Source organism: Maridesulfovibrio ferrireducens (genome assembly GCF_016342405.1).
In the GTDB taxonomy this organism is placed as follows: Bacteria; Desulfobacterota; Desulfovibrionia; order Desulfovibrionales; family Desulfovibrionaceae; genus Maridesulfovibrio; species Maridesulfovibrio ferrireducens_A.
In genome coordinates, this window is the sequence record NZ_JAEINN010000008.1 from 180540 (window position 1) to 203285 (window position 22746).

27 protein-coding genes and 1 tRNA gene are annotated in these 22746 nt (G+C 41.2%); 21 read left to right on the plus strand and 7 right to left on the minus strand.

The features are described 5' to 3' along the window. Positions 1-285: 285 nt before the first annotated feature. Together JEY82_RS10755 and JEY82_RS10760 are read left to right on the plus strand one after the other, a co-directional pair. Positions 286-549, plus strand: a complete 264-nt coding sequence (locus JEY82_RS10755) for an RNA-binding protein (protein ID WP_092158897.1) — start codon at positions 286-288, stop codon at positions 547-549. 107 nt (positions 550-656) lie between these two features. Continuing rightward, a complete protein-coding gene (locus JEY82_RS10760; protein ID WP_304085391.1) occupies positions 657-824 on the plus strand; it encodes a hypothetical protein in 168 nt (55 codons plus the stop codon). Between the two features lie 259 nt (positions 825-1083). On the opposite strand, the gene JEY82_RS10765 is transcribed toward JEY82_RS10760, so the two are convergent. Together JEY82_RS10765 and JEY82_RS10770 are read right to left on the minus strand one after the other, a co-directional pair. Continuing rightward, positions 1084-1515 (minus strand): nuclear transport factor 2 family protein, encoded by a 432-nt coding sequence (locus tag JEY82_RS10765; protein WP_304085392.1) that lies wholly within the window; start codon positions 1513-1515, stop codon positions 1084-1086. A gap of 224 nt (positions 1516-1739) precedes the next feature. Further along, positions 1740-2444, minus strand: coding sequence for an SDR family oxidoreductase (locus JEY82_RS10770; protein WP_304085393.1), 705 nt, complete (start codon positions 2442-2444; stop codon positions 1740-1742). A 440-nt stretch (positions 2445-2884) separates the two neighbouring features. Between JEY82_RS10770 and JEY82_RS10775 the strand changes: the two genes are divergently transcribed. Beyond that, positions 2885-3490: a cytochrome c3 family protein gene (locus JEY82_RS10775; protein ID WP_304085394.1), complete on the plus strand. Its 606-nt coding sequence runs from the start codon at positions 2885-2887 to the stop codon at positions 3488-3490. Between the two features lie 188 nt (positions 3491-3678). On the opposite strand, the gene JEY82_RS10780 is transcribed toward JEY82_RS10775, so the two are convergent. The 5 genes from JEY82_RS10780 to JEY82_RS10800 form a co-directional block, all read right to left on the minus strand. Further along, a complete protein-coding gene (locus tag JEY82_RS10780; RefSeq protein WP_304085395.1) occupies positions 3679-4581 on the minus strand; it encodes a YitT family protein in 903 nt (300 codons plus the stop codon). Between the two features lie 405 nt (positions 4582-4986). Further along, positions 4987-5679, minus strand: coding sequence for a hypothetical protein (locus JEY82_RS10785; RefSeq protein WP_304085396.1), 693 nt, complete (start codon positions 5677-5679; stop codon positions 4987-4989). 213 nt (positions 5680-5892) lie between these two features. After that, a tRNA-Ser gene (locus tag JEY82_RS10790) sits at positions 5893-5985 on the minus strand. Between the two features lie 105 nt (positions 5986-6090). Beyond that, a complete protein-coding gene (locus JEY82_RS10795; protein ID WP_304085397.1) occupies positions 6091-6606 on the minus strand; it encodes a nucleoside deaminase in 516 nt (171 codons plus the stop codon). Between the two features lie 55 nt (positions 6607-6661). Next, positions 6662-7471: a phosphoribosylformylglycinamidine synthase subunit PurQ gene (locus JEY82_RS10800; RefSeq protein ID WP_304085398.1), complete on the minus strand. Its 810-nt coding sequence runs from the start codon at positions 7469-7471 to the stop codon at positions 6662-6664. 282 nt (positions 7472-7753) lie between these two features. On the opposite strand from JEY82_RS10800, the gene JEY82_RS10805 reads away from it, so the two are divergent. From JEY82_RS10805 to JEY82_RS10890, 18 genes are all read left to right on the plus strand, one after another. After that, positions 7754-9385, plus strand: a complete 1632-nt coding sequence (locus JEY82_RS10805; RefSeq protein WP_304085399.1) for a CTP synthase — start codon at positions 7754-7756, stop codon at positions 9383-9385. Between the two features lie 25 nt (positions 9386-9410). Beyond that, positions 9411-10223, plus strand: a complete 813-nt coding sequence (gene kdsA / locus JEY82_RS10810) for a 3-deoxy-8-phosphooctulonate synthase (protein WP_304085400.1) — start codon at positions 9411-9413, stop codon at positions 10221-10223. Then, positions 10213-10734: an HAD family hydrolase gene (locus tag JEY82_RS10815; protein WP_304085401.1), complete on the plus strand. Its 522-nt coding sequence runs from the start codon at positions 10213-10215 to the stop codon at positions 10732-10734. The genes kdsA and JEY82_RS10815 overlap by 11 nt, the downstream gene beginning before the upstream one ends. A 24-nt stretch (positions 10735-10758) precedes the next feature. Further along, positions 10759-11325: an LPS export ABC transporter periplasmic protein LptC gene (gene lptC / locus JEY82_RS10820; protein ID WP_304085402.1), complete on the plus strand. Its 567-nt coding sequence runs from the start codon at positions 10759-10761 to the stop codon at positions 11323-11325. A 14-nt stretch (positions 11326-11339) separates the two neighbouring features. Beyond that, a complete protein-coding gene (locus tag JEY82_RS10825) occupies positions 11340-12980 on the plus strand; it encodes an LptA/OstA family protein (protein WP_304085403.1) in 1641 nt (546 codons plus the stop codon). Positions 12981-13010: 30 nt separating this feature from the next. Then, positions 13011-13733, plus strand: a complete 723-nt coding sequence (gene lptB / locus JEY82_RS10830; protein ID WP_304085404.1) for an LPS export ABC transporter ATP-binding protein — start codon at positions 13011-13013, stop codon at positions 13731-13733. 362 nt (positions 13734-14095) lie between these two features. Further along, on the plus strand, positions 14096-15511 hold the full coding sequence (gene rpoN / locus JEY82_RS10835; RefSeq protein ID WP_304085405.1) for an RNA polymerase factor sigma-54: 1416 nt from the start codon (positions 14096-14098) through the stop codon (positions 15509-15511). Between the two features lie 47 nt (positions 15512-15558). After that, entirely contained in the window at positions 15559-16101 is a 543-nt protein-coding gene (raiA, locus tag JEY82_RS10840; RefSeq protein WP_304085406.1) for a ribosome-associated translation inhibitor RaiA, read from the plus strand. A 3-nt stretch (positions 16102-16104) separates the two neighbouring features. Continuing rightward, entirely contained in the window at positions 16105-16554 is a 450-nt protein-coding gene (locus tag JEY82_RS10845; RefSeq protein WP_304085407.1) for a PTS sugar transporter subunit IIA, read from the plus strand. A 26-nt stretch (positions 16555-16580) separates the two neighbouring features. Then, on the plus strand, positions 16581-17462 hold the full coding sequence (gene rapZ / locus JEY82_RS10850) for an RNase adapter RapZ (RefSeq protein WP_304085408.1): 882 nt from the start codon (positions 16581-16583) through the stop codon (positions 17460-17462). Between the two features lie 38 nt (positions 17463-17500). Beyond that, on the plus strand, positions 17501-17929 hold the full coding sequence (locus JEY82_RS10855) for a PTS sugar transporter subunit IIA (RefSeq protein ID WP_304085409.1): 429 nt from the start codon (positions 17501-17503) through the stop codon (positions 17927-17929). 3 nt (positions 17930-17932) lie between these two features. After that, the gene (locus JEY82_RS10860; protein ID WP_304085410.1) at positions 17933-18400 is read left to right on the plus strand and encodes a PTS sugar transporter subunit IIB; all 468 of its coding nucleotides are present in this window, start codon (positions 17933-17935) and stop codon (positions 18398-18400) included. 34 nt (positions 18401-18434) lie between these two features. Continuing rightward, positions 18435-19112, plus strand: a complete 678-nt coding sequence (locus JEY82_RS10865) for a PTS sugar transporter subunit IIC (protein ID WP_304085411.1) — start codon at positions 18435-18437, stop codon at positions 19110-19112. Between the two features lie 74 nt (positions 19113-19186). Next, positions 19187-20107 (plus strand): manganese-dependent inorganic pyrophosphatase, encoded by a 921-nt coding sequence (locus JEY82_RS10870; RefSeq protein ID WP_304085412.1) that lies wholly within the window; start codon positions 19187-19189, stop codon positions 20105-20107. Positions 20108-20352: 245 nt separating this feature from the next. Continuing rightward, positions 20353-20580 (plus strand): MoaD/ThiS family protein, encoded by a 228-nt coding sequence (locus JEY82_RS10875; RefSeq protein WP_304085413.1) that lies wholly within the window; start codon positions 20353-20355, stop codon positions 20578-20580. Positions 20581-20618: 38 nt separating this feature from the next. Further along, positions 20619-21056, plus strand: coding sequence for a hypothetical protein (locus tag JEY82_RS10880; protein WP_304085414.1), 438 nt, complete (start codon positions 20619-20621; stop codon positions 21054-21056). Positions 21057-21152: 96 nt separating this feature from the next. After that, positions 21153-21509, plus strand: coding sequence for an aspartate 1-decarboxylase (panD, locus tag JEY82_RS10885; RefSeq protein ID WP_304085415.1), 357 nt, complete (start codon positions 21153-21155; stop codon positions 21507-21509). A gap of 70 nt (positions 21510-21579) precedes the next feature. Continuing rightward, positions 21580-22593 carry a PEGA domain-containing protein gene (locus tag JEY82_RS10890; protein WP_304085416.1) on the plus strand — a complete coding sequence of 338 codons (1014 nt, stop codon included), beginning with the start codon at positions 21580-21582 and terminating at the stop codon, positions 22591-22593. The last annotated feature ends 153 nt before the right edge of the window (positions 22594-22746 follow it).

Here is a 22746-nt window from a genome sequence, read left to right on the forward strand (position 1 = left end):
TCCTAAGAAGGATGTCGTGGATGTGTTTTGATTGTGAGTTGTTTCAGAGACAAATAGTGAAGTTTTTTAAAATAAAAAATAATATGTCTTGACATTTTTGGGTCGTTGATAGAGAACTTTCCTCTATACACTAGTAACGCACGTGGAGGCGCGGTCTGAATGTGACCGAAGCTAGTTTAAAATGAACAGGTATATCGAGGAGCAATGTGTGCATCTTGTACACTGCTCCTTTTTTTGTTGGCGCGAAAGCGTCAGCGTCTCATCAATTTTTTAGGAGAATATATAATGTCTAAAAAACTTTATGTCGGAAATTTGCCTTGGTCTGCTACTGAAGATGATCTTCGCGCTGCTTTTGAAGCTTACGGTGAAGTTATTTCTATCAATCTTATCGAAGACCGTGAAACTGGTCGTCCTCGTGGTTTCGGCTTTGTCGAAATGGATGACGCCGGTGCTCTTGAAGTTATCGACAATATGGACGGAAAAGATTTCGGCGGACGTAACCTTAAGGTTAACGAAGCTAAACCACGTGAAGAACGTCCACGCTGGTAGTCTGAATTTCTAAGTTTTAGTCCGGTATCCGGCGCCCGTCTCTCTTTCGGGAGGCGGGCGTTTTTTGTTTTTGTTTTTTCGATTGACAGTTTAACTAGGAGAGATCATTGCCGCCTAATCGTAATTATAAATTTGAGAAGCGCCAGAAAGATTTGGCAAAAATGAAAAAGAAAGAAGAAAAGAAGCAACGCCAATTAGCAAAGAAGCAAGCAAGCCAAGATGAAAATGGTGTAGCTGTTGCTGAAAATGAAGAAAATAACGCGGTGACGGATTAAATGTCTGGTCAGAAGTTAAGAACTGATTCATCCGGTTCAAGATATTCTTTGAACCGGATGAATATTGTCGTTCAATAAAATTTATCTAATAAAGAAATCTCTTTTTTAGATCCTTTTCTCTCCTTGCTATAATAAAATTTCTTTAAGTTTGATCCAACAGCCTTTCTACCTTTCTACATTTCTATATTTCTACTTTTCGTGATGAACTCCGTTTTCCATACGATGCTCAGGGCTATCTTTACGGTAAACCCATGCAAACCTAGCCGCGGTTGAAATAGACTTTAGTGGATTCTTCTTCTTCTTCTGCGATCAAGCGTGCAACCATGTTTGAGTCGAGGTATGCTCGGACGCGGACAATTATTTTATCTCTGAATTCAATAATCCAACAATATTGATTATCAAAATCCCATCCACTTTTGGCCTGTGATGTTGCTTGTAATTCAACTATTGCAGTGTCTCCGTCTATGAAGACTGTTTTTAAAACCAACTGAATCGGGGCAGTGAGACAGGGTGCCAGCCGGTTGAATGTATTTTGGCGGAAATCTTCAAGGCTGGTATAGTGACCTGCTAATGGATGCGTTCCCATAACTGTCCAGTCTACATTTTCACTTACATTGGTAAAAAAGGAATCGGCATCACCTTTTTCTAGATGCTTGAATAGGTTTCGCACTTCTTCTTTTGTGATTTTCATACTTTTCTCCTTTATAGTTGTGGAGCTTCTTTTAATAATAGCTTTGCTGTGTTTTTGAGTCAAAGAGTTTTGACTTTTTTTAAGTGCTTCTGATCGAAACATGATTAAAACCCGATTGAGATGTGAAAAAAGATTTGCTTACTTCAAAAAAAGAGGCCGGATTAAAATCCGGCCTCTTTTTTTATAACATTAATTAATGTTGAGAGCTTATTTGCTATGAACAATTAAACTGATCGAGTAATCCCGCCATCAACGCGCAGGTTTTGACCTGTTATATAGCTTGATTTATCAGATGCAAGGAAGGCTATCGCTTCGGCAATTTCTTCTACTTTTCCATAGCGGCCCATAGGAATGCGGTTACGCCTTTCGTCTTTTTCGGGGAGACTGTCGATGAAGCCGGGCAATACGTTGTTCATTCTAATTAAGCTTGATGCGTACTGATCCGCAAATAGTTTGGTAAATGCAGCAAGGCCGGAGCGGAAGACTCCTGAAGTCGGGAAAAGCGGTTCCGGTTCGAAGCAGGCGTATGTTGAAATATTAACAATTGAGCCGCTTCCCTGTTTAAGCATGATCGGAGTTACAAGTCTGGCTACACGAATGACATTAAGCAGAGAAACTTCCATACCTGTCACCCATTCCTCATCAGACATTGCGAGAATGTCACCTTTGGGACCATGTCCCGCGCTGTTGACGGCAACATCAATGCGTCCCCATTTATCCATAGTACCCTTAATCAGGGTGGCGAGATCTTCAGGTGATCTGTTAGAACCGGTTACGCCGAATCCGCCGAGTTCTTTTGCTAGAGCCTCGCCTTTACCGGAAGAGGACAGGATCGCGATTTCATAACCTTCAGCGGCTAATTTGCGGGCTGCGCCAGCACCCATGCCGCTTCCGCCTGCAGTGATAATTGCAACTTTATTTTGAGACATTATATTACTCCTTTCGTGATTAATTGTTTGAATTGCGGTTAGCGTTCAATCTATTTATGTTTATACTTAGTTTATTTATGTGGCAACTTTTGAAGTGAGTCGTTTTTATTTTTGCATTAAATTAATTTACGCACTTGCCTAATATTGGCAGGTGCGTTTTTTTATGGAATTGAGTTGTTCATGACTCTTAAAAGAAATTTATTGTGTGGTCTTAATTGGATGAAAGTGTCTGTAAATTAAAGATAAAATAATTCATTCTGGAATTGTTGAGATAAAGTCTAGATGAGTTGATTTATTATGCAACAGTTGATGTTTTTTTATTTTAATAGACAGTAATAAAGGTGTTAATTTGAAAAATATGATGATTTGATTTTTTTTACATATAGGTTACATAGCTGCTAATGCTGAAATTAATTTTTTTGGTTTTAATGGAGGGTAAGATGAGGAAAAGGATGTTGCTTTTTGTTTTTTTTATTGTTCTTTCTATTTCTTGTTATGCAATATTTGCTGTTGCAGCAGGGCCGCATGATGAAGGTTGTACAGACTGTCATAGTACTCACTATGCTAAAGGTGAATACATTATCGGTGTAGAACCTTTTAAAGTTAATAATCCTTCTCGTACAAGGAATACACGTACATCTCAGGGGATTGATTCCCTCTGTTTAGGTTGTCATAATGATGGTGAAGGCATTCTGCCTGTTAACCTTCATTCCACTCATCCTACCGGTGTTAAACCTATGTATGCAAAAGTTCCGAAACAATTGCTTTGGGATGGAGTTTTGACATGTTCAAGCTGTCACGATCCGCACCCTAATAACGCAAATTATAAGTATCTTATTGTTCCTACTAAGGAAGGAAAAGATATGGGATTATTTTGTGGGCAGTGTCATCCAAGGCAGTCTGACAAGCAAGTTATGTCTAAGGTCAGTAAGATGAAGATGACATTTGATCCAGTGATCGCACCTATTATCAAATTCAAGCAGAAAGCTCCGGTTCCGGTTAAAAAGACAACCAGACCTGCTCCGGCTACCAAGCCTGCGCAGTAATTCATTAGAAAATTGAGACATCTTCCGTCAGACGGCGTATGGGGTGTTGCTGTCAGGTTTTAAAGCGGAGGGTGTTTCGGTCTGTCGGGGGATTTTTAAGGCAGGCCTGTTAAAATTCAAGAACAAAGTTTTATTCAGCAGAGCCTGAACGTTTCCATTGTATGGAAACGTTCAGGCTTTATTTATTATTAATAAACTTTTCGTTTTGAAAAACTTGATCCCACTACCGAGAAAGTGTTTTCAACGATGAACAGGACATTATCATCATGGCTGAAGGCTATTTCTTCTAATTTTTTTAACTGAACATTATTAACAACAGTCATAAGAATATTTTTTTCCTGCTTAGAATAGGCCCCGAAACCTTTAAGAAATGTACCGCTCTGTTTTAAGGTATTAAGAATGTCATTACTGATTTCTTCTGCTTTATCCGAAATAATAAAGACCACCTTACGCTGGTTGAATAATGACAATGTTTTTTCGACAGATATTGCGGATATAAAAACTAAAATCAGCGAAGCAATAATAAGATCCAATGACAGTTCAAATAAACTGAGACCGAACAGGATAAAGTTAAAAATAATATAAACTTTCCCAATGCCGATGTTGAACCTTTGGAAAAGATATACTGCTATAACATCAAGTCCGCCGTTTGAACCTAAGGAGCGCAAGACAATCCCAGATCCGAATCCTGTTATCAAACCGCAAGCTACGCTCGCATAAAGCTGACTTTCTACGTACATGGGGATGTTGATCAGTTCATAAAATCCTGTGGTAGCAATAGTTGCGTATACGCTGTACCAGAAAAAACGTCGGCTTACTTTTATCCATGCAAACACAAAGAGCGGTACGTTTAAAAGAAGGTAAAGCCAACCCGGTGATAGAATTCCAGTTTTATAGTAAATTAAAGATGCCAAGCCGAAGATTCCGCCGGGAATAAACTCATGCGGAACAGCTAAGCTTCTAAGTCCGATTCCGGCCAAAAGAGAGCCGGTTGTTATCAGTATTACATTCCACCAAAATGAATATGTAAAATCCAGGCTGAATGAAGAGCCCTTACCAAGAGGATGCTGTACTTGTTTTTTGTCAGACATTGTTTTTATGCTTTTGGGAATCGTTAAAGAAATTGTGCGAATAAATTATTGTAGCCAACATTAATTATTTGTTATTCTTTGCTGTTTTTTAAAGAGAGAGCAGAGGTATAGTCTATTAACAAATTGGGGCGGAAATGTCCGGTTTTTGTTGCCCAAACTCTTGAGCCTTTTTATAGCAGGAAGTCAACAGAATTTGTGAGGTTTTTTGAGATAAAAAAGGGCTGAAAGTAGTAAGTTTATATTTTTCATTATGCAGGACGGGGGAGGCTTGATTTCGATTGATTTTTTCCCAAAAGATAAGGGCTTAGGTTTTAACACCTAAGCCCTTATAAAAACTGGCGGAGAGGGTGGGATTCGAATGCACTCTTTTTGTTTGTGAGTAGTTGTTATGTGCAAACTTAAAATCTAATAATTTTTTAGGTTTTTATTAATATACTCTTTTAGTGTTCTGCACAGGCAGCAATATTCGTAGAAAGTACTAGTGAGAAAGGATATGTCCTTATTACCTGTTCTCTCATGCTTAATATATTGTATTTGTTTAAAGTATCCACAATCGTCTATTGATAATATTAGTGAAACTAGTTTGCTGTCTAAATATAGTCCTTGTGTAAGAATCTCCCGAATACGGTTTTGGCCTCTGTTAGAATAGAATACTTGAAATTGAATCCAATCAGCCAATTCAGTTTTAACTAACAGGGGAGCCGTTTTGCTGTTTGGATCTATTTTTAAAAAGCAGTTTTTAATGTTATCTGAGGATATGTTTTCTAGTGTCAGATCAATTCCTGAATGTTTAGAAAAACCTCGAAGTAAATTAGTGCAATCTCCTACTACACCATTACTCCATTTTTTTATAATGGGGTAAATGCACAGCTTATTGCGAACTTCTTTTAAGTGAACGACAATAATATAAAATACGTAACTGGCAATTACCGAGGCAAGCAATCCTTCAACAAAAATACCTATTTTGTGCATGCCTATTAGTGGCTCTTTTAATTTATCAAGATAAATAATTTTGATTAAAAGAATTGCTACAGAAGTTCCAAGCAACCAGTTTAAACATTTGGGAATACTTTTAATATATAGGGATAAAATTTTCATAGTTGTACACTCAATTTAGTCTTTTTTATTAATCACCAAGGATCTAATTATACTGCTCAATCGTTCTACAAATATATAGTTATAGTCTTGATTTTACGGTAGATGTTAGCATCTAGTAAAGCGTATTATCAAAAAACAAATAGCAAACGCACATTCTTGATATTTCCCAAAAGATAAGGGCTTAGGTGTTAACACCTAAGCCCTTATAAAAACTGGCGGAGAGGGTGGGATTCGAACCCACGTAGGGTTTGACCCCTAACTCGATTTCGAGTCGAGCGCGTTACGGCCGGACTTCGCTACCTCTCCACATATATATAGTGGCTGAAAAAGGACTTCCAGCCTTGGGGAAGTGGTAGTCATATCCATTCTTGATGGGAGACGCAAGGGAATTTCGTTAAAAAGATGGTGATTTTATTTTCTTTTTTGCAGGAAAAAACTTTGCAGCATGATACGGCATTCGTCAGCGCGTACGCCGCCTAATACCCAGAATTTGTGGTTGGTAAATGTCAGGTCTGTGCCTTCCATATTTGAGACAACGGCTCCGGCTTTGGGGTCCGGCGCTCCGAAAATGATCCCTGCCACGCGGGCATGAATAATCGCTCCGAGGCACATTATACATGGCTCGAGAGTCACGGCTAATATCGTCCCTTGAGGCAATCGGTAATTATTCAGATTGTTGCAGGCGGAACGTAAACATTTAATTTCTGCGTGGGCGGAGGGGTCGTGGTCGCTGACCGGACTATTGCTACCAGTTCCTAAAATTTTGCCGTCCTGTGAAAAAAGGGCCGCACCTATGGGGACTTCCCCTTTGTTGCGTGCTAGAAATCCCTGCCGCATTGCGACATCCATCATGTCTCGCCATGTCTGGCCTTGCGGAGGAGTGACGGGCGGTTTGCCGCGAATAATTATTTCATCAGGATTGTTCATAATAAAATTGGAGGAAGAATTTTAGTTCTCCCTCCATTTTTTAGAATATAATTTTTTAAACAGACTTAAGGTAATTCACGCCGCCTTCAAGCAAAGCAAGTCCCAGAGTGGGCACGTTGCCTCTTGTCCATGTTGGGTGGTTGGTGGGGTGGTTAAATGCTTCAGGATGCGGCATGAGGCCTAATATGCGTCCTGACGGGTCAGTGAGTCCTGCTATGCCTAATGGTGATCCGTTGGGGTTGGCAGGGTATTCAAGGGTTACTTCGTTAGTCTCTTCATCAATATATTGGAGCGCGATGAGATTGTTTTCTACTAATTGTTCCAAAAGAGCATCGTCGTTAGGAATTATTTTTCCTTCACCGTGACGAACTGGCAAATGTAGTGTTTTTATATTTTTTGTGAATATGCAGGGGGATTCCTGATTAGCTTTTAGATGTACCCAACGAGCTTCGAAGCGTGCGGAATCATTGTAACTAAGTGATACTTGGCGAGTGAAATAATCACCGCCTACAGCAGGAAGAAGCCCCAGTTTTACTAAAAGTTGGAACCCGTTACAGATGCCGAGAATAATTCCGCCATCTTCAAAGAATTTTTTAATTTGATCTACAAGCGGGGTGCCGTCAGCAGTGTGTGCATGCTTCCAGCGAAGGGCTGCGGCCTGTGCAGCTCCGAGGTCGTCTCCATCAAGGAAGCCACCGGGAAATATAAGATAATTATATCCTTCAAGGCTTGTTTTGCCTGCGGCAAGATCAGAAAAATATGTGATATCAACTTCGTCAGCTCCAGCTTTTTTTGCTGCATATGCTGATTCCTGTTCACAATTGGTTCCGTATCCGGTAATGACCAATACTTTAACGCGGGCCATATATTTTCTCCCTCCTAGGTTGACAATCGAAATATTCAGAGACTAGTTTGTCCGTGCTTTGAAGAGAGGAACATAATTGCGGCTCAGCTTTCCGTCAACAGCCTATATTCCTCAGGACGTACCGCTAACACAAAAAAATGATGTCGGATACGCCTGAATGCAGGATGTTTACTGGGTTGGTATCGTTTTGTGTTTTTTTTAATTACGACTTTATTCGCTGTGCATTTTGTTTTATGTAGCAGCGAGATTTTAAATAAATAATCCATCATGGATGGGAGCATCATGAAAACCAAGTTTATATTCATTACCGGGGGCGTTTTGTCCTCGCTCGGCAAAGGTCTGGCTGCGGCCTCAATCGGCGCACTTCTTAAAGCCCGAGGGCTTACTGCGACAATCCAAAAGCTTGATCCTTATATCAATGTCGACCCCGGAACCATGAATCCCTTCCAGCATGGCGAAGTATATGTGACGGATGACGGCGCTGAAACAGATCTCGATCTCGGGCATTACGAACGTTATCTTAATGTTGCGCTCAACCAGAACAACAACTTTACCTCCGGGCGTATTTATCACTCCGTTATCACTAAAGAAAGACGGGGTGATTATCTCGGCGGCACTGTTCAGGTTATTCCTCACATTACCGATGAAATTAAGCAGGCTGTAATTGGCGTTGCGAAAGGTGAAGATGTTGCTCTTATCGAAATCGGCGGCACGGTCGGTGATATCGAAGGGTTGCCTTTCCTTGAAGCTATCCGTCAGCTCCGTTCAGAACTGGGAAGCGAAAATGTTCTGTATATTCACCTGACTCTTGTTCCTTACCTTAAAGCTGCCGGTGAAGTGAAAACTAAACCCACACAGCACAGTGTAAAAGAACTTCGCAGTATTGGTATCCAGCCTGATATTATTCTTTGCCGCAGTGAAGTTGATCTTGAAGAAAGCATTAAACGCAAAATTGCGCTTTTCTGTGACGTTGATCGTGACGCAGTTTTCACCGCAGTGGATGTTGATTCTATCTACAAAGTGCCATTATCTTTTTATCAGGAAGGACTTGACCAGAAGATAGCCATTCTTCTCAATCTCCCTGCTAAGAATTGTAATCTTGATCCTTGGAAAGAGCTTAATTATAAGCTCGACAATCCTAAAGGTGAAACTACAATTGCCATTGTCGGTAAGTATGTTGACCTTAAGGAAGCTTATAAGAGTTTGCATGAAGCATTGATTCATGGTGGTGTTGCTAATGAAGTTGCTGTTAAGCTTCGTTATGTAAATTCTGAAGAGTTGACAGCTAAGAATATTAAAGAAAACCTTAAGGGTATTGACGGAATTCTGGTTCCCGGTGGATTCGGAGCTCGCGGCGTTGAAGGTAAAATTACCGCAATTCAGTATGCTCGTGAAAACAAAATTCCTTTCTTTGGAATCTGTCTCGGAATGCAGTGCGCTGTTATTGAATATGCCAGAAATGTTCTTGGTCTTGTGAAAGCTAATTCTGAAGAATTTGATAAAGACGGTCCTGATTCAGTTATTTATCTTATTAAAGAATGGTATGATTATCGTACCCAAAAGACTGAATGTCGTTGTGAAGAAAGTGATAAGGGCGGAACCATGCGTCTTGGAGCTTATCCTTGCAAAGTCGTTGAAGGAACAAAAGCGATGGATGCGTATGGTAAAACTGAGATTCAGGAACGTCATCGTCATCGTTATGAATTCAACAAAGAAGGCTACGCAGCTAAGTTTGCAGAAGGCGGCCTTGTTTTCAGTGGACTTTCTCCTGATGAAACACTTGTTGAAATTGTTGAAATTCCAGAACATCCATGGTTTGTAGGTTGTCAGTTCCATCCGGAATTTAAATCTACTCCTATGAATGCTCATCCTCTGTTCAGAGATTTCATCAAAGCGGCTCGTGATAATAAATAAGTTGATTTTAGGGAGCTGAATTATTTTGACCCCTGATGAATTATATACAAAAAGTGTGCAGGGCCCGTTTATATTAGCGGGGCCCTGTGCCCTTGAAAGTTTTGAAGTCGCAATGACCGCAGCTAAAGTTCTTGCTGAAATAGCTTCACGCCTCGGGGTGACGGTTATTTTTAAAAGTTCTTTTGACAAGGCCAACAGAACCTCTGTGGAATCTTTTAGAGGGCCGGGACTTGATGAAGGTGTAAAGTGGCTTGCCCGTATCAAGGAAGAAACCGGTTTGCCTATTGTTACCGATATCCATTCACCTGAGCAGGCCGAGCCTGTTGCCGCTGTCGTTGATGTTTTGCAGATTCCCGCATTTTTGTGCAGACAGACAGATCTTCTTGTCGCTGCAGGAAAAACGGGACGCATTGTCAATGTCAAAAAGGGGCAGTTTGTGGCTCCGCAGGATATGGCACATGTGGTCGAAAAAATTCGTTCCACGGGGAATAATCATATATGGCTGACAGAGCGCGGTTCAAGTTTCGGCTATCATAATCTTGTTGTTGATATGCGCTCGCTTTCAATTATGAAAGATCTCGGCTGTCCTGTTGTTTTTGATGCCACGCATTCTGTTCAGCTCCCAAGCGGGCTTGGCGGAAAATCCGGTGGACAGCGGGAATTTGTTCCTGTTCTGTCTCGGTGTGCTGTTGCCGGAGGAGCTTCCGGGGTTTTCATGGAAGTTCATCCAGACCCTGATGTAGCTCTTTGTGACGGTCCAAACAGCTGGCCGCTCGATCAAACGGAAGATCTGATTAAAGATTTACTTGCCGGATGGAGTATTAAATATGCGTGTTGAGAAGTTGGCAGCAAAAATTAAGCTTCTGATTCTGGATGTTGACGGAGTCCTTACTGATGGTGGCCTTTATTATGACCATCAGGGAAATGTGACTAAGCGTTTTAATGTTCAGGATGGGCTCGGGATCAAATTTGCGCAGCAGGCTGGACTTCAACTTGCTGTTATAACCGGACTTAATCATGGTGCCGTGGAGAGTCGCATAACGGAACTCGGAATCACTGATTATTTTCCCGGTCAACGTGAAAAACTTCCTTTTTATGAAAAGCTGATAAAAGAAAAAGGACTCAAGCCGGAAGAAGTCGCTTACATTGGCGACGACTGGATTGATGCTCCTGTTATGCTGAAAGTCGGATTGCCTATGGCCGTTTGTAATGCTCAACCTGAAGTTATCGGAATTTCTAAGTGGGTTTCAAGAAAGCCCGGTGGACACGGCGCGGCAAGAGAAGCTATTTCATTTCTGCTGGACAGCCAGGGACTTCTTGAAGATATTTGGCTCAAGTGGGCCGAATAAATGAAGCGGAGCAGCTTTGTTTTAATGCTTCTTACTATGCTTTTTGCCGGATTTGTTACCGGTACTTTGCTTGGAAGTAAGTTTGCTCCTTATCCGCACATGGCGCGCGGTTTGGTCGACAGTCCTCCATTTCGAAGCGACAGTGATTCTGATGTGTCTGCCGAAGAAATTGAATTGATACAGGGGACGGGCGGCGATATTGAATGGATTCTTCGCGCCGGAAGTGCTGACTATGATCAGGAAAATGGGATGGTTAAGGTTGATAAACCTAAAGTTACTTATTATTTAGGCAGAGACCGAAAAGAAGTTTTTGTCCGAGCACTTTATGGTGAAGTCAGTCAGCAGGGTAAGGGGCTTAAATTATGGGATCATGTTGAAGGTCATTATGATGACATGAGGCTTCAATCGGATTCGCTGGACTTTAAGCCGAAAGATAATCTTATTTTTCTTGAAGGAAATGTCAAAGTCCAAAGTCCATCTCTTTATATTAGTTCTCAAAGGGTTAAAGTCGATTTGAAAACCCGAGAGATAATGATTGAAGATGGATTGGAAGCCCTGATAGCACCTGGCATGGTGGTAATGCCACAATAGAAGCGAGTATACATTTGAGTAGCATATTTGATAAAAAATTCTTGTTCCGCAGTTTCTCTCCTACTGCCTCTGCATATACTGCTTCGGCACTTATTTGTGCGGTTTTTATCCTTTCTTTTTTTGCAATAAGTTCTGTTGCGCATGCTTATGACAGAACAGAGCTCAAGATTTCTAAATCCATAGCTAATATTAGAGAAAAAGCGGATTTGAAATCTCCTGTTGTCTGGGTGTTATCTCCAGCGGAAAGTTTTCTTGTTGATAAAGGGCAAAAAGGATGGTTTGCAGTTTATCCGGCTTCTTCAGATTTATCCGGTTTGCCGATAGGCTATATTTCTAAAAAAATAGTAATTCCTGCTGCTCAGAACAGTCCTGTAGTGGACTGGGGCGATGTTCGATATGTGGGAAAAGAGCTTAACTATCATGTGGAGCGGTCTTCAAAATCCGCTGTCGCCGGTAAATTAGCTGAAGGTGATAAAATCAAAGTCGGTTTTTTACGAGGTGGATGGTACGCAATTTTCAAGGTTGATAAGCCTGTTGCCTCAGAAGAAGATGCTTTGGGTTTTGTTGAAAAGGGTTTGGTTGATATTAAACTGGATGATGCCAGAATTAGATATGCAGTACGAAAAATAAGTGTAATTCAAAAGCCGGTAGCGACCTCTAAGGCTGTAGGTGTGCTGAATCCCGGACATAGAGCTCAGGTGGGTAAAGAGAAGGGCGGAATGTATGCTCTTTATCGTATAGACACTTTTGTTAAAAAAGATACTCCGGTCTGGGGTTATGCTTGGGGCCCTTTCCTTGCAGCTTATCCGAAGAATCTGGAAAAGAAAAAAATGGTGGGAATCGATACCCGTAAAGCTGAGCTTGAAGCAGAAAAGCAAAAGAAGAAAGTAGAACTACAGAAACGTACAACAGTTTTAGCCTCCATGGATAAAGCGATGGACGAAGTATTGAATGCTCCTATCGTGACTAAAACCATGTTTGCTTCGGCTGTACTTAATGTCCGTTCTGAGCCTAATGCTAAGTCTCTTATCGTCGACAAACTTGAAGTCGGGCAGGCTGTACTTGTCGGGCCGGAAGAAGGTAAATGGTTTCCAGTTTTCAAGGCCGGAGCAACAGTCGAAAGTGATAGCCGCATTGTTGGATATGTTTATAAGGCATATTTAAATAATGAGCCTCCGGTCGAAGTAAAGAAAGATAGACCTGCTAAGAAAAGAATTCCCGGCGGACCGGATGAAGTGCCTATTAAAATCACTTCTAAAAAAATGACTTTCAGTGAAAACAAGAATCAAATAACTTTTTCCGGCAACGTAAAAGTCGTAAGGCTTGATGTTACGCTGACATCAGATACGCTGACAGCTTTTTTAAAGGCCGGCGGAGATTCTCTTAAAGACACTCAAGATAAAATTAAAGAAATTGTGGCAAAGGGCAGGGTCAAGGTGAATATGAATAACCGTAAAGGATCATGTGAAAAGCTGACCTTTGTTGTGGTTGATTCGATTATTCTGATGGAAGGTAATGCAAAGCTTCAAGACGGTCCGAATCTTGTTCAAGGTAATTTGATCAAGTTTTATCTGAAAGATAACCGTTCTGAAGTTGTCGGCGGGGATAAGCCTGTTGAAGCAATCTTCTTTACTCCTAAAAATGTTGCTCCATAGTTTTTTATTAACTAATTTTATAGGATTTATATGTCTTCGATAATCGCTAACAAGCTGGTTAAGAGCTACGGACAGAAAGAAGTTGTCCGTGGTATAAGCTTAAATGTTAAGGAAGGTGAAGTTGTCGGTTTGCTTGGTCCTAACGGAGCTGGTAAAACCACCACTTTCTATATGCTTGTGGGGGTCGTGAAACCTACTTCCGGCGATGTCTATCTTAACAAAAATCAGATTACCCGTTGGCCTCTGCATGAAAGGGCCAGACATGGAATCAGTTATCTTCCGCAGGAAAGTTCTATATTTAAGAAACTTTCGGTTCGTAAAAATTTGGAAATTATTATCGAGCATACCGGTCTTTCCGGGAAAGATATTCCCATGAGAGCTAACGAACTTTTAGATCAGCTCGGAATTTTGCGTCTGGCAGAACAGAAAGCGCTCTACCTTTCAGGTGGTGAACGTCGCCGACTGGAGATAGCCAGAGCTCTTATTAATGATCCTAAGTTTATCCTGCTTGATGAGCCGTTTGCAGGGATTGATCCCATTGCTGTTATTGAAATTCAGGATATTATTTCTTCTCTGAAAGATATGGGACTCGGTATTCTTATTTCTGATCATAATGTACGTGAAACATTAAGTATATGTGATCGCGCTTACTTGGTATATGAAGGGCGCGTAATTCTAAACGGTGCGCCGGAAAGTATTGTAAAAAATACTAAGGCGCGTCGGTTGTATCTTGGAGATAGTTTCAGTCTCTGATTTGTTTATTTTTCATCTTTTTATTTACCTGTCTTTTTCTCTTTTTTCAGTACCAGTCCTTCTTTTTTATATCTTATTTTTATTATACAAACTCTCCTTTTTCAGTAAATTTGCCATTGCCGATTTACAGTGAGGCTGAACATTGGTACACTTTTTTCATGTGAATAATTTTAGGTTAAAAGATCCTGAAATTACGGGCAAATCTGTACTAATTCTTGCATGAGCTTTCGTAGTGTGGCATACTTTAATCAAGCTCAAGGAAGATTAAAATATTTTTTTTGAAAATAGTTACAGGTTGATTTTATTAGATCAGAAAAATGTAAAAGATACTGCTTAAGCATATCATAGGGTGGCAGGAAAATATGGGACTGGAACTTAGACAACAATTAAAGCTTTCTCAGCAGCTGGTGATGACTCCTCAGTTGCAGCAGGCAATTAAGTTGTTGCAACTTTCCCGATTAGAACTGCTTGATACTGTTCAGCAGGAGTTACTTGAAAATCCTATACTTGAAGAAGCTGAAGCTTTGGAGCGTACAGATAACCCTGACGCGGAATCCGGCACAGCGACTGCAGAAGATGCGGCTATTTCCCGCGAAGCTGATTGGGATAATTATCTGGGAGAATTTTCGAGTACTTCCAAGCAGGCCGGGACAAGAGAGTCAGAGTCTCTTGAAGAAGGGATGTCTTTCGAAGCGAGGATGACCAAGGCCACCACTTTAGAAGGCCATTTAGCATGGCAGATGTGTCTCTCGAATTTTACCGATAAGGAAGTTGCCATCGGTGAGTGCATAATAGGTAATCTTAGCAATGGTGGATTCTTACGGATTGAGTTGGATGAAATTTGTGAAACCTGTTATGCTGAATTCGAAGATGTTGAACGAGTGCTCTCTCGGATTCAGAGATTCGATCCAGTAGGGGTTGCAGCACGTACCCCTCAGGAATGTTTGCTTATTCAATTAGAGGTCTTACGCCTTGATGATGATCCGATTCTTGTTTCGCTGGTTCGGGATCATTTGGAGGATCTTGAAAAGAATCGTTATAAGCCTCTTGCGAGAAAGTTTAAGCTTAGTATGGAAGACCTCAAGAGCTATCTTGATCTGATGCAGACTCTTGATCCGCTTCCGGGGGCAAGTTTTTCGGGTGGGGATTCTTTCTATGTCAGTCCTGATGCTTATGTATATGAATATGACGGAGATTTTGTTATAGTCCTTAATGAGGACGGTCTCCCTAAGTTACAGATGAATTCATTTTATGTAGAGACTCTGGCTTCGACTAAGGGAGAAGATAAAGAATATTTTCAGGAGAAGATGCGCTCTGCACAGTGGCTTATGAAGAGCCTTTATCAGAGACAACGTACACTTTATAAAGTTCTGGACTCAATTGTAAGGTTTCAGAGAGGGTTCTTTCAAAGTGGAGTATCCAAGCTTAAACCGCTTATCCTTAAAGAGGTGGCTGAAGATATTGAAATGCATGAATCCACTGTAAGTCGAATTACGACAAGTAAGTATGTTTCGACGCCGCATGGGATTTATGAACTTAAATTTTTCTTTAATAGTGCTCTCGGACTTGATGATGGTTCGCAGGTCGGGTCCGAATCGGTTAAGGCGCTGATTAAGAAATTAATCAGTGAAGAAAATAGTAAAAAACCTCTGAGTGATGAAAAAATTGCCGAGATGCTCAAGGATGAACTTGAGGTCAACATCGCCAGAAGGACTGTAGCAAAATACAGGACTGCAATGGGAATTCGTTCCTCATCTAAGAGGAAGCAGGTATTCTAGCAGTTCGGTAGAAAAGCATATTCACCCTTTACTCAAGGAGTATCCATATGAATGTTGCATTTACTTTTAAGAACTTTGACCCATCTGACCACCTGAAGGAATATGCTAACACCAGATTTGAAAAGCTTGAAAAGTTTATAACAAATCCGGACAATACTGAAATGCAGGTCAATTTATCAGTTGATAAGATTAGACATATTGCTGAAGTCCTTTTCAGCTCCGATAATATTCATATCTCAGCATATGAAGCCTCGGAAGATATGTATTCAACTGTCGATTTGGTTCTGGCCAAGCTTGAAGTTCAGCTCAGACGCATGCGCGATAAGATGAGAAACCACAGGCGCAGGGACGTTGCTCCGGCTCGTATGGACGTAATCAGCTTCACAACCGAAGAAGAAGATAATTCTGAACCGACTATTGTTGAAACTGACCAGTTTGTACCAAAGCCTATGGCTGTTGATGAAGCCGCAATGCAGTTGCAGACTCTTGACAATGAGTTCCTTGTCTTTAGAAATGCTGACACTGAAGCTATAAATGTTATTTACCGTCGCAAGAATGGCGACTTTGGGTTGATTGATCCAGGATACTAACTGATGATAATAAATGATAATTTGGATAAGGATCTTGTGATTTATGAACTCGAAAGCTCTGATAAGAGCGGAGTTCTGAGAGAAATGGTGACAGCGCTTAAGGCCACAGGGCTTGAGCTAGATGTTGAGAGTGCTCTCCAAGTCCTTATGTCTCGTGAAAAATTAGGAACAACCGGTATAGGGGATGGCATTGCCATCCCCCACGGTAAACTGGATTGTCTTGAAAATATTGCTGTGGTTGTTGGTAGAAGTGGCACCGGAGTTAACTTTGAAGCTCTTGACGGTAATCCGTGCCAGATATTTTTTATGGTTCTGGCTCCTGAACAGGGGGCCGGAAGTCACTTAAAAGTCCTTGCTCAAATATCCAGACAGCTTAAAGATGAAAACTTTAGAAATGCGTTCATAAATTCGCAGACCCCGCAAGACTTGTTGACTCTACTCAATCTCACTTAATCAAGGGCATCACGGAGGTCTTTTAGGTGGAAAGTGCAGACTCGTTTCCGGTTATAGTTGTCAGCGGTCTATCCGGAGCCGGAAAATCAACAGTTTTGAAGGTTTTTGAGGACTTACGTTTTTTTTGCGTCGACGGGCTTCCGGCAAGCATGCTGGCAAGGCTCGTTGAGCTTTTTAAAGGCAAGGACGAAAATTATCGAGGCTTGGTTCTCGGGATGGACTTACGGCAACAGGACTTCGTTGATGATTGGCAGTCCACTTGTACAAAACTCGGATCGAGTGGAGTCTGCCCCAGTCTAATTTTTTTGGAAGCTAGACTTCCTGAATTGGTCAGACGTTATGCTACCACACGCAGGCCTCACCCTCTTGAATCCAAAAAATTAGGTCTTGAGCAGGCTTTGGAAGAAGAGAAAATTCTTCTCGAACCACTACGTATGGCCGCAGATCTTGTAATTGATACTACGACTTACTCAATTCATGATCTCAGGCGCAGAATTCAGGAAAAATGGTCGGAGTTGACTGAAGGAGCATCTGGACTCCGGGTTAATGTTATTTCTTTTGGTTTTAAACATGACGTTCCGACAGAAGCGGATATGGTCATGGATTTAAGATTTTTACCTAATCCCTATTTTGATGAAGAATTGCGTCCGTTCTCAGGAAGAGATAAAGCTATTTCGGATTATGTTTTAGGTTCGGAGCCCGGTTCGGTTTTTATTGAGAAGTATTTGGATTTCCTTCAATATATTCTTCCTCTTTATGAGGAGGAAGGAAGATACCGATTAACAATAGCCGTCGGGTGTACCGGCGGTAGACACAGGTCTGTTGCCGTTGCAGAACGAATATTTGCTACTCTTAAGAATAGTGGGTATTCTGCCAATCTTGAACATAAGCATATAAATTTAAAGTAAAGCCGTATTTTTTGCGGTTACTCATATCGGGAATATAAATGGATACAGAAGCAAGCAAGGTCGGGATAGTTATTGTGACACACGGGCACTTCGGTCAGGCGCTTATTGATGCGGCTGAATTGATCGTCGGACCTCAGGATAATGTGTTGTCTCTTTGTGTAGATGGTACCAAAGGGATAGATGCTGCTGTTGAATCCTTAAAAAAAAATATTTCCGAAGTTAAAAGCGGAGCGGGTGTTCTGGTTCTTACCGACATGTTTGGCGGAACTCCTACCAATTTGAGTCTTTCCCTTCTTCAGACAAATGACATTGAAGTTGTAACCGGAGTCAGCCTTCCTATGCTTTTGAAAGCTCTTCAGAAGCGTAATGAGTCCCTGCAAAACATGGCCGCAGAGGTCAGTCGGGCTGGAACAAAAGGTATTGTTATCGCCGGTGAAATGCTTCGAAAACGAACTTCAAAAGGTTAATGTATGCTTTGGGTGCGAATTGATAATAGATTGGTTCATGGCCAGATAATTGAAACTTGGCTGCCTTATACTCATGCCAAACGAATTATTGTTGTTGATGACGCTGTGGCGGGTGACGATTTACAACAACAAATAATGTCTCTTGCAATTCCTCATTCCGTCAGTTGCTTTTTCTCTTCCATTGATGATTTATCGACTTCCGTGATGTCCGTTGGACATGATTCCACTGGTGGGAATACCATAATTCTTTTTTCATCCTGTGAAGATTTGCGAAGAGCATTGGAAAAAGGGTTTAAATTTAATACGGTTAATATTGGTAATATACACTATGGTCCTGGTAAAAAACAGATATCTCCCAGTGTAGCGCTCAGCTCTGATGATGAATCCTGTCTGCATTTTTTTAAAGGTCAAGGGATTGAACTTGATTTCAGATGTGTTCCCAATGATCCGGTTCAGGTGAGGTTTTCATGAACTTGTTGCAAGGGTTAGCTTTACCTTTCCCCGCGTGGGCAGCGCTGATAGGTTTTTTTTTGCAGTTTTTTCTCTGTTCAGATTTTCAATAAATGCAGGATTACTTGAACGACCTTTGGTTGCCGGCGCTCTTTGGGGACTGGTTACCGGGGATTATGTTACAAGTTTAAATATTGCTGTTTTTTTCGAGTTGTTCTGGCTGGATAATATCCCTGCCGGAACTTATATCCCCCCGCATATACTGGCTTCTACTTTTGCCGCTCTTGCTTTAACTACTTCATTCGGGTTTACCGAAGCTCCTCAAGTTATGTTTATCCTTCTTGCCTGTCTTCCTTTAGCCCGATTAGGAGCATGGCTGGAAAACGCTCTCAGGCAGTGGCATAACCGTGGATATTACTCATTACTTAATTGGGCCAGAAGGGGAAAGTCCGGTGATGACCTGCCTCGAAAGCTTGTTGTTCAATCTATTTTAAGAACTTTGGCAACTTCTTGGCTTTTTTTCTGGACAAGTACCGTGATCCTTCATTACATACTTAGTATATTTTTTCACAAGTGGAGTGAAATGATCACTTCTGTGGAAATGCAATGGTCTTTTTTATGGATTGCCGCCAGTCTCGGCGGATTATTAGCTCTGAGACTGCGTAAGGCCTATGCCACCTTTGTCTTCGGTGTAGTTCTTTTCGGTTTTGTCCTTCTTTCAGGTCTTGTGTGACTTGGCAGGGGAAAAAGATTGTGATAGAAGACACAAGCTCAAATACGCACAATATTTTTAGGAGGAATTTAATTATGACTACTTATGCTGTTGGACACAAAAATCCCGATACTGATACTATCGCATCTGCAATCGCTGTCGCTGACCTTTGGTCTAAAGTTAAAGAACCAACTCAGGCAATCTCTCAGGGCGAACTCGCTCCTGAAACTAAGTTTGTACTTGAAAAGTTTGGTTGTGAAGCTCCTGCTATCATGACTGACGCTACTGACAAAAAAATCATCCTTGTTGACCATTCTGACCTTTCTCAGTCCATGGACAATCTTGGTAAGGGTGAAGTTGTTGCAGTTGTTGACCATCACAAACTTGGTGACGTTACTACTCCAAATCCACTCGAAATGTGGGTATGGCCTGTAGGTTGCACCGGTACTGTTATCAACGCAATGTACAAGTTCTACAATGTAGAAATGCCTAAAAACATCGCTGGTATCGTTCTCTGTGCTATCCTTAGTGATACCGTAATGTTCAAGTCCGTAACTACCACTGATGCTGATAAAGTTGCAGTTGAAGAACTTGCTAAGATCGCTGGTGTTTCTGATGTAATGGCTCTCGGAATGGAAATGTTCAATGTTAAATCTGCTGTTGCAGGTGCTTCCATGAACGACCTGATCTTCCGTGACTACAAAGATTTCAATATGTCCGGTAACAAAATCGGTGTTGGCCAGCTTGAAGTTGTTGACCTCACAGTTTTTGACGACATCAAAGCTGACCTTTATGCTGAACTTGAAAAAGTTAAAGCAGACGGTCGTCATAGCTGTTTCTTGCTTTTGACTGACATCATGAAAGAAGGTTCCGAAATGCTTATCGTTTCTGATGATCCTTCTGTTGTTGAAAAAGCATTCGGTGTTGCTCCTAAAGGAACATCCGTATACCTTGAAGGCGTAATGAGCCGTAAAAAACAGGTTGTACCTAACTTCGAAAAAGCATTCTCTGCTTAAGTTTAGTACAAGTTTTTAAAGCTTGATTCTGCCCGGCAAGGTTTTCCTTGCCGGGCTTTTTTATTGATAAAAGGTTTGATCAGATATAAAATGATTGCTTGTTGCAATCATATCATTTTTATTTAAGAATATATTATAGTGTTTTTAAGTGTGTAGATGAATCCAGTCTTGATCTGATTTTGTGATGACGAGTAAGGTTTGTAATTTTTAAATATTTCTAGAAACGTTCAGGTATAAGGTTTAGTATGAATATTACGCTTCTTTGTTATGCAACCTTTGCTGAAAAAAGCCCTGAGTGTGCTGATAAGTTTCCCATCCTTTCGGGTGAAACTGTCAGTGATGTTCTTCAGAGAGTGGGTATTCCTTTAGCAGAAGTTAAGATAGTTTTTGTAAACGGAATCTCATCAGGTCTGGATGTTCAGCTCTCAGAAGGAGATAGGGTCGGGGTGTTTCCTGCTGTCGGGGGTGGTTGAGTTTTGAATGTTAATGTTTTTAATTCGTGAGGGATTAAATGAAAGGTTTAATTAAAATTTCGGCTCTTGTTTTTACATTGTGTTTGTTTTTTACCTCGTTTGCTCACGCTTCCACTATTAATGCCACAGATTGGTATAATGAAGCTGCCGGAGTTAAGGCCATGCAGCTATGGGTTACCAATCCTGCTGTTTCGATCACGAATGTTAAATTTGAGAAGGGGTCAATTGATGGTTGGTCCTGGTCTTATTCCGGAAATTCAAAATCTAGCGTTATTCTTACTGGTCCAATAACTGGTGGCACCAATGAAATCCATCCAGATATTCAATTTACAGCTCCTAGTAGTGATACTAAATTTGCTGTTGAGTGGGCAGAAACAGGCGAGTCTAACTATTTGACTGGAATCAATTTTTACGAGAATCAAAAGTGGACTTTTACAAAAGGGGAGATCACCAATACTCCTAAGCAGCTTCCGTAATTCTTTAGCTGATTTTAATGGATTGCGAATCCTTAAATAGAATGCTACTCGCTTATCCGCTTCGTTTTAATTTTAATTCTCCACGAGGAGTACGCTATGGGCAGTCGCTGTCTTTTAAAATCAAAAATTCATAGAGCTACAATTACAGATGCGAATGTAGATTATGAAGGGTCCATTTCTATTGATGTTAATTTGTTGGAAAAATCAGGAATTCTTCCGTATGAAAGAGTTGATGTTTTAAATGTCGACAACGGAGAAAGGCTTACAACTTATGCGATAGAAGGTGGTGAAGGTGAGTTTTGTCTCAATGGCGCTGCTGCACATAAGGGGCAGGCCGGACAGAAAATTATTATCTGTACTTATACTTGGCTTGATGATGATGAGCTTGGGCTGCATAAGCCGAATGTTCTTCTCCTCGGAGACGGAAATCGAATCAAACTTGTTCAGAAGTAAATTTAAGGCGTGGATATCCACGCCTTTTTTCGTTATAAAGCATAATCACAAATTGCAATACGGGGGATTAATGAATATTTTTAAAAATCTGGTGGCATTAATTTTAGTGGCCGGTATTACATCCGGTTGTGCTCCGCAGATAAAAATGCAGTCAGTACCCGTTTCATCAAATCCTATGGGGGCAAGTGTTTTTGTTGATGGCAAGGAAACTTGTCAGGCCCCGTGCAAAGTTGATCTTGCTCGTAATGCTGACCATATTTTAACTATTAAAAAAGATCAGTTCCGTCAGCAGGATGTTATCATTAAAAGAATATATCAGCAGGAAAAAGTGATGATGAACGCTGTCTCGTCAGGGATGCGTTCTTCTTCAATGATGGTCGGCGATAAAACGGCATGGGGAATTAGTAGTGGGGTGAATTCGATTGATAGTCAGGAACAGACTGGTGATGCCTATATCCTTTCACCTTCTGCTGTGGCTGTAACTCTCGTACCCATGACTCCTCAGGCCCGCTTGGATATGACAGGTTCTTTGTCACCTGACATTCAAAGTCTTACTGATACTGACCGTGCGCAAATCAGTTATGTTCTTGAAAATTTGAAATCAGGTTCACAGTTCAGCTGGACAAACGATCAGACAGGTATTCAATACTTGATCGTTGTTCATGAAGCCTTGTCCGGTTATGCTGCTCCAACCAGAGCTTTTTCACTCAAGATGACCTCAATGGGCCATAGATCTTTGTATGATGCGAAGGCTAGCAGGTCTGATAGTGGTAAATGGGAAATTTTAGGTAACGGTGCGTCTACCTCTATGGTAACCTCATCCCCTTCAAGTGTTCAAACAGCTCAACCTGCGAAGATGAATTCTGATACGTTCATTAAAGATGCAGCTAAAGCCGCGGCAATTGGTGCGGCTCCCACAATAAAGGGTGGAGTGACAGGAAAGAGTGGGTCTTCCAGTGAATCCTATAGCGGATCTACATATACTAAGAAGACTACTCAGACAAAGGTTAAAGGCAGTGTGAGCGTTAATCCTGTTCAAGCGATCGACGCACTCGGTACTCTGCTTGATAGTCCTAAGAAGTAGCTAATGACTTCTATCTATATATATAGGGGGCGTCAGTGGCGGTCCCTATATGTATGTTTCTGAGTGATATATCAACAATAATTCAAAAACCTATTGACTGTTTGGTTGGATTCTCATAGAACCTCTTTCTCGGGTCGGCAACGGCTGAACGCC

Excerpts from the sequence above, each read along its gene's own strand:
- JEY82_RS10755 (WP_092158897.1), top strand. The coding sequence starts at position 286 with ATGTCTAAAAAACTTTATGTCGGAAATTTGCCTTGGTCTGCTACTGAA.
- JEY82_RS10765 (WP_304085392.1), bottom strand. The coding sequence starts at position 1,515 with ATGAAAATCACAAAAGAAGAAGTGCGAAACCTATTCAAGCATCTAGAA.
- JEY82_RS10770 (WP_304085393.1), bottom strand. The coding sequence starts at position 2,444 with ATGTCTCAAAATAAAGTTGCAATTATCACTGCAGGCGGAAGCGGCATG.
- JEY82_RS10775 (WP_304085394.1), top strand. The coding sequence starts at position 2,885 with ATGAGGAAAAGGATGTTGCTTTTTGTTTTTTTTATTGTTCTTTCTATT.
- JEY82_RS10780 (WP_304085395.1), bottom strand. The coding sequence starts at position 4,581 with ATGTCTGACAAAAAACAAGTACAGCATCCTCTTGGTAAGGGCTCTTCA.
- JEY82_RS10785 (WP_304085396.1), bottom strand. The coding sequence starts at position 5,679 with ATGAAAATTTTATCCCTATATATTAAAAGTATTCCCAAATGTTTAAAC.
- JEY82_RS10795 (WP_304085397.1), bottom strand. The coding sequence starts at position 6,606 with ATGAACAATCCTGATGAAATAATTATTCGCGGCAAACCGCCCGTCACT.
- JEY82_RS10800 (WP_304085398.1), bottom strand. The coding sequence starts at position 7,471 with ATGGCCCGCGTTAAAGTATTGGTCATTACCGGATACGGAACCAATTGT.
- JEY82_RS10805 (WP_304085399.1), top strand. The coding sequence starts at position 7,754 with ATGAAAACCAAGTTTATATTCATTACCGGGGGCGTTTTGTCCTCGCTC.
- JEY82_RS10815 (WP_304085401.1), top strand. The coding sequence starts at position 10,213 with ATGCGTGTTGAGAAGTTGGCAGCAAAAATTAAGCTTCTGATTCTGGAT.
- lptC (WP_304085402.1), top strand. The coding sequence starts at position 10,759 with ATGCTTCTTACTATGCTTTTTGCCGGATTTGTTACCGGTACTTTGCTT.
- lptB (WP_304085404.1), top strand. The coding sequence starts at position 13,011 with ATGTCTTCGATAATCGCTAACAAGCTGGTTAAGAGCTACGGACAGAAA.
- rpoN (WP_304085405.1), top strand. The coding sequence starts at position 14,096 with ATGGGACTGGAACTTAGACAACAATTAAAGCTTTCTCAGCAGCTGGTG.
- raiA (WP_304085406.1), top strand. The coding sequence starts at position 15,559 with ATGAATGTTGCATTTACTTTTAAGAACTTTGACCCATCTGACCACCTG.
- JEY82_RS10845 (WP_304085407.1), top strand. The coding sequence starts at position 16,105 with ATGATAATAAATGATAATTTGGATAAGGATCTTGTGATTTATGAACTC.
- JEY82_RS10855 (WP_304085409.1), top strand. The coding sequence starts at position 17,501 with ATGGATACAGAAGCAAGCAAGGTCGGGATAGTTATTGTGACACACGGG.
- JEY82_RS10860 (WP_304085410.1), top strand. The coding sequence starts at position 17,933 with ATGCTTTGGGTGCGAATTGATAATAGATTGGTTCATGGCCAGATAATT.
- JEY82_RS10870 (WP_304085412.1), top strand. The coding sequence starts at position 19,187 with ATGACTACTTATGCTGTTGGACACAAAAATCCCGATACTGATACTATC.
- JEY82_RS10875 (WP_304085413.1), top strand. The coding sequence starts at position 20,353 with ATGAATATTACGCTTCTTTGTTATGCAACCTTTGCTGAAAAAAGCCCT.
- JEY82_RS10880 (WP_304085414.1), top strand. The coding sequence starts at position 20,619 with ATGAAAGGTTTAATTAAAATTTCGGCTCTTGTTTTTACATTGTGTTTG.
- panD (WP_304085415.1), top strand. The coding sequence starts at position 21,153 with ATGGGCAGTCGCTGTCTTTTAAAATCAAAAATTCATAGAGCTACAATT.
- JEY82_RS10890 (WP_304085416.1), top strand. The coding sequence starts at position 21,580 with ATGAATATTTTTAAAAATCTGGTGGCATTAATTTTAGTGGCCGGTATT.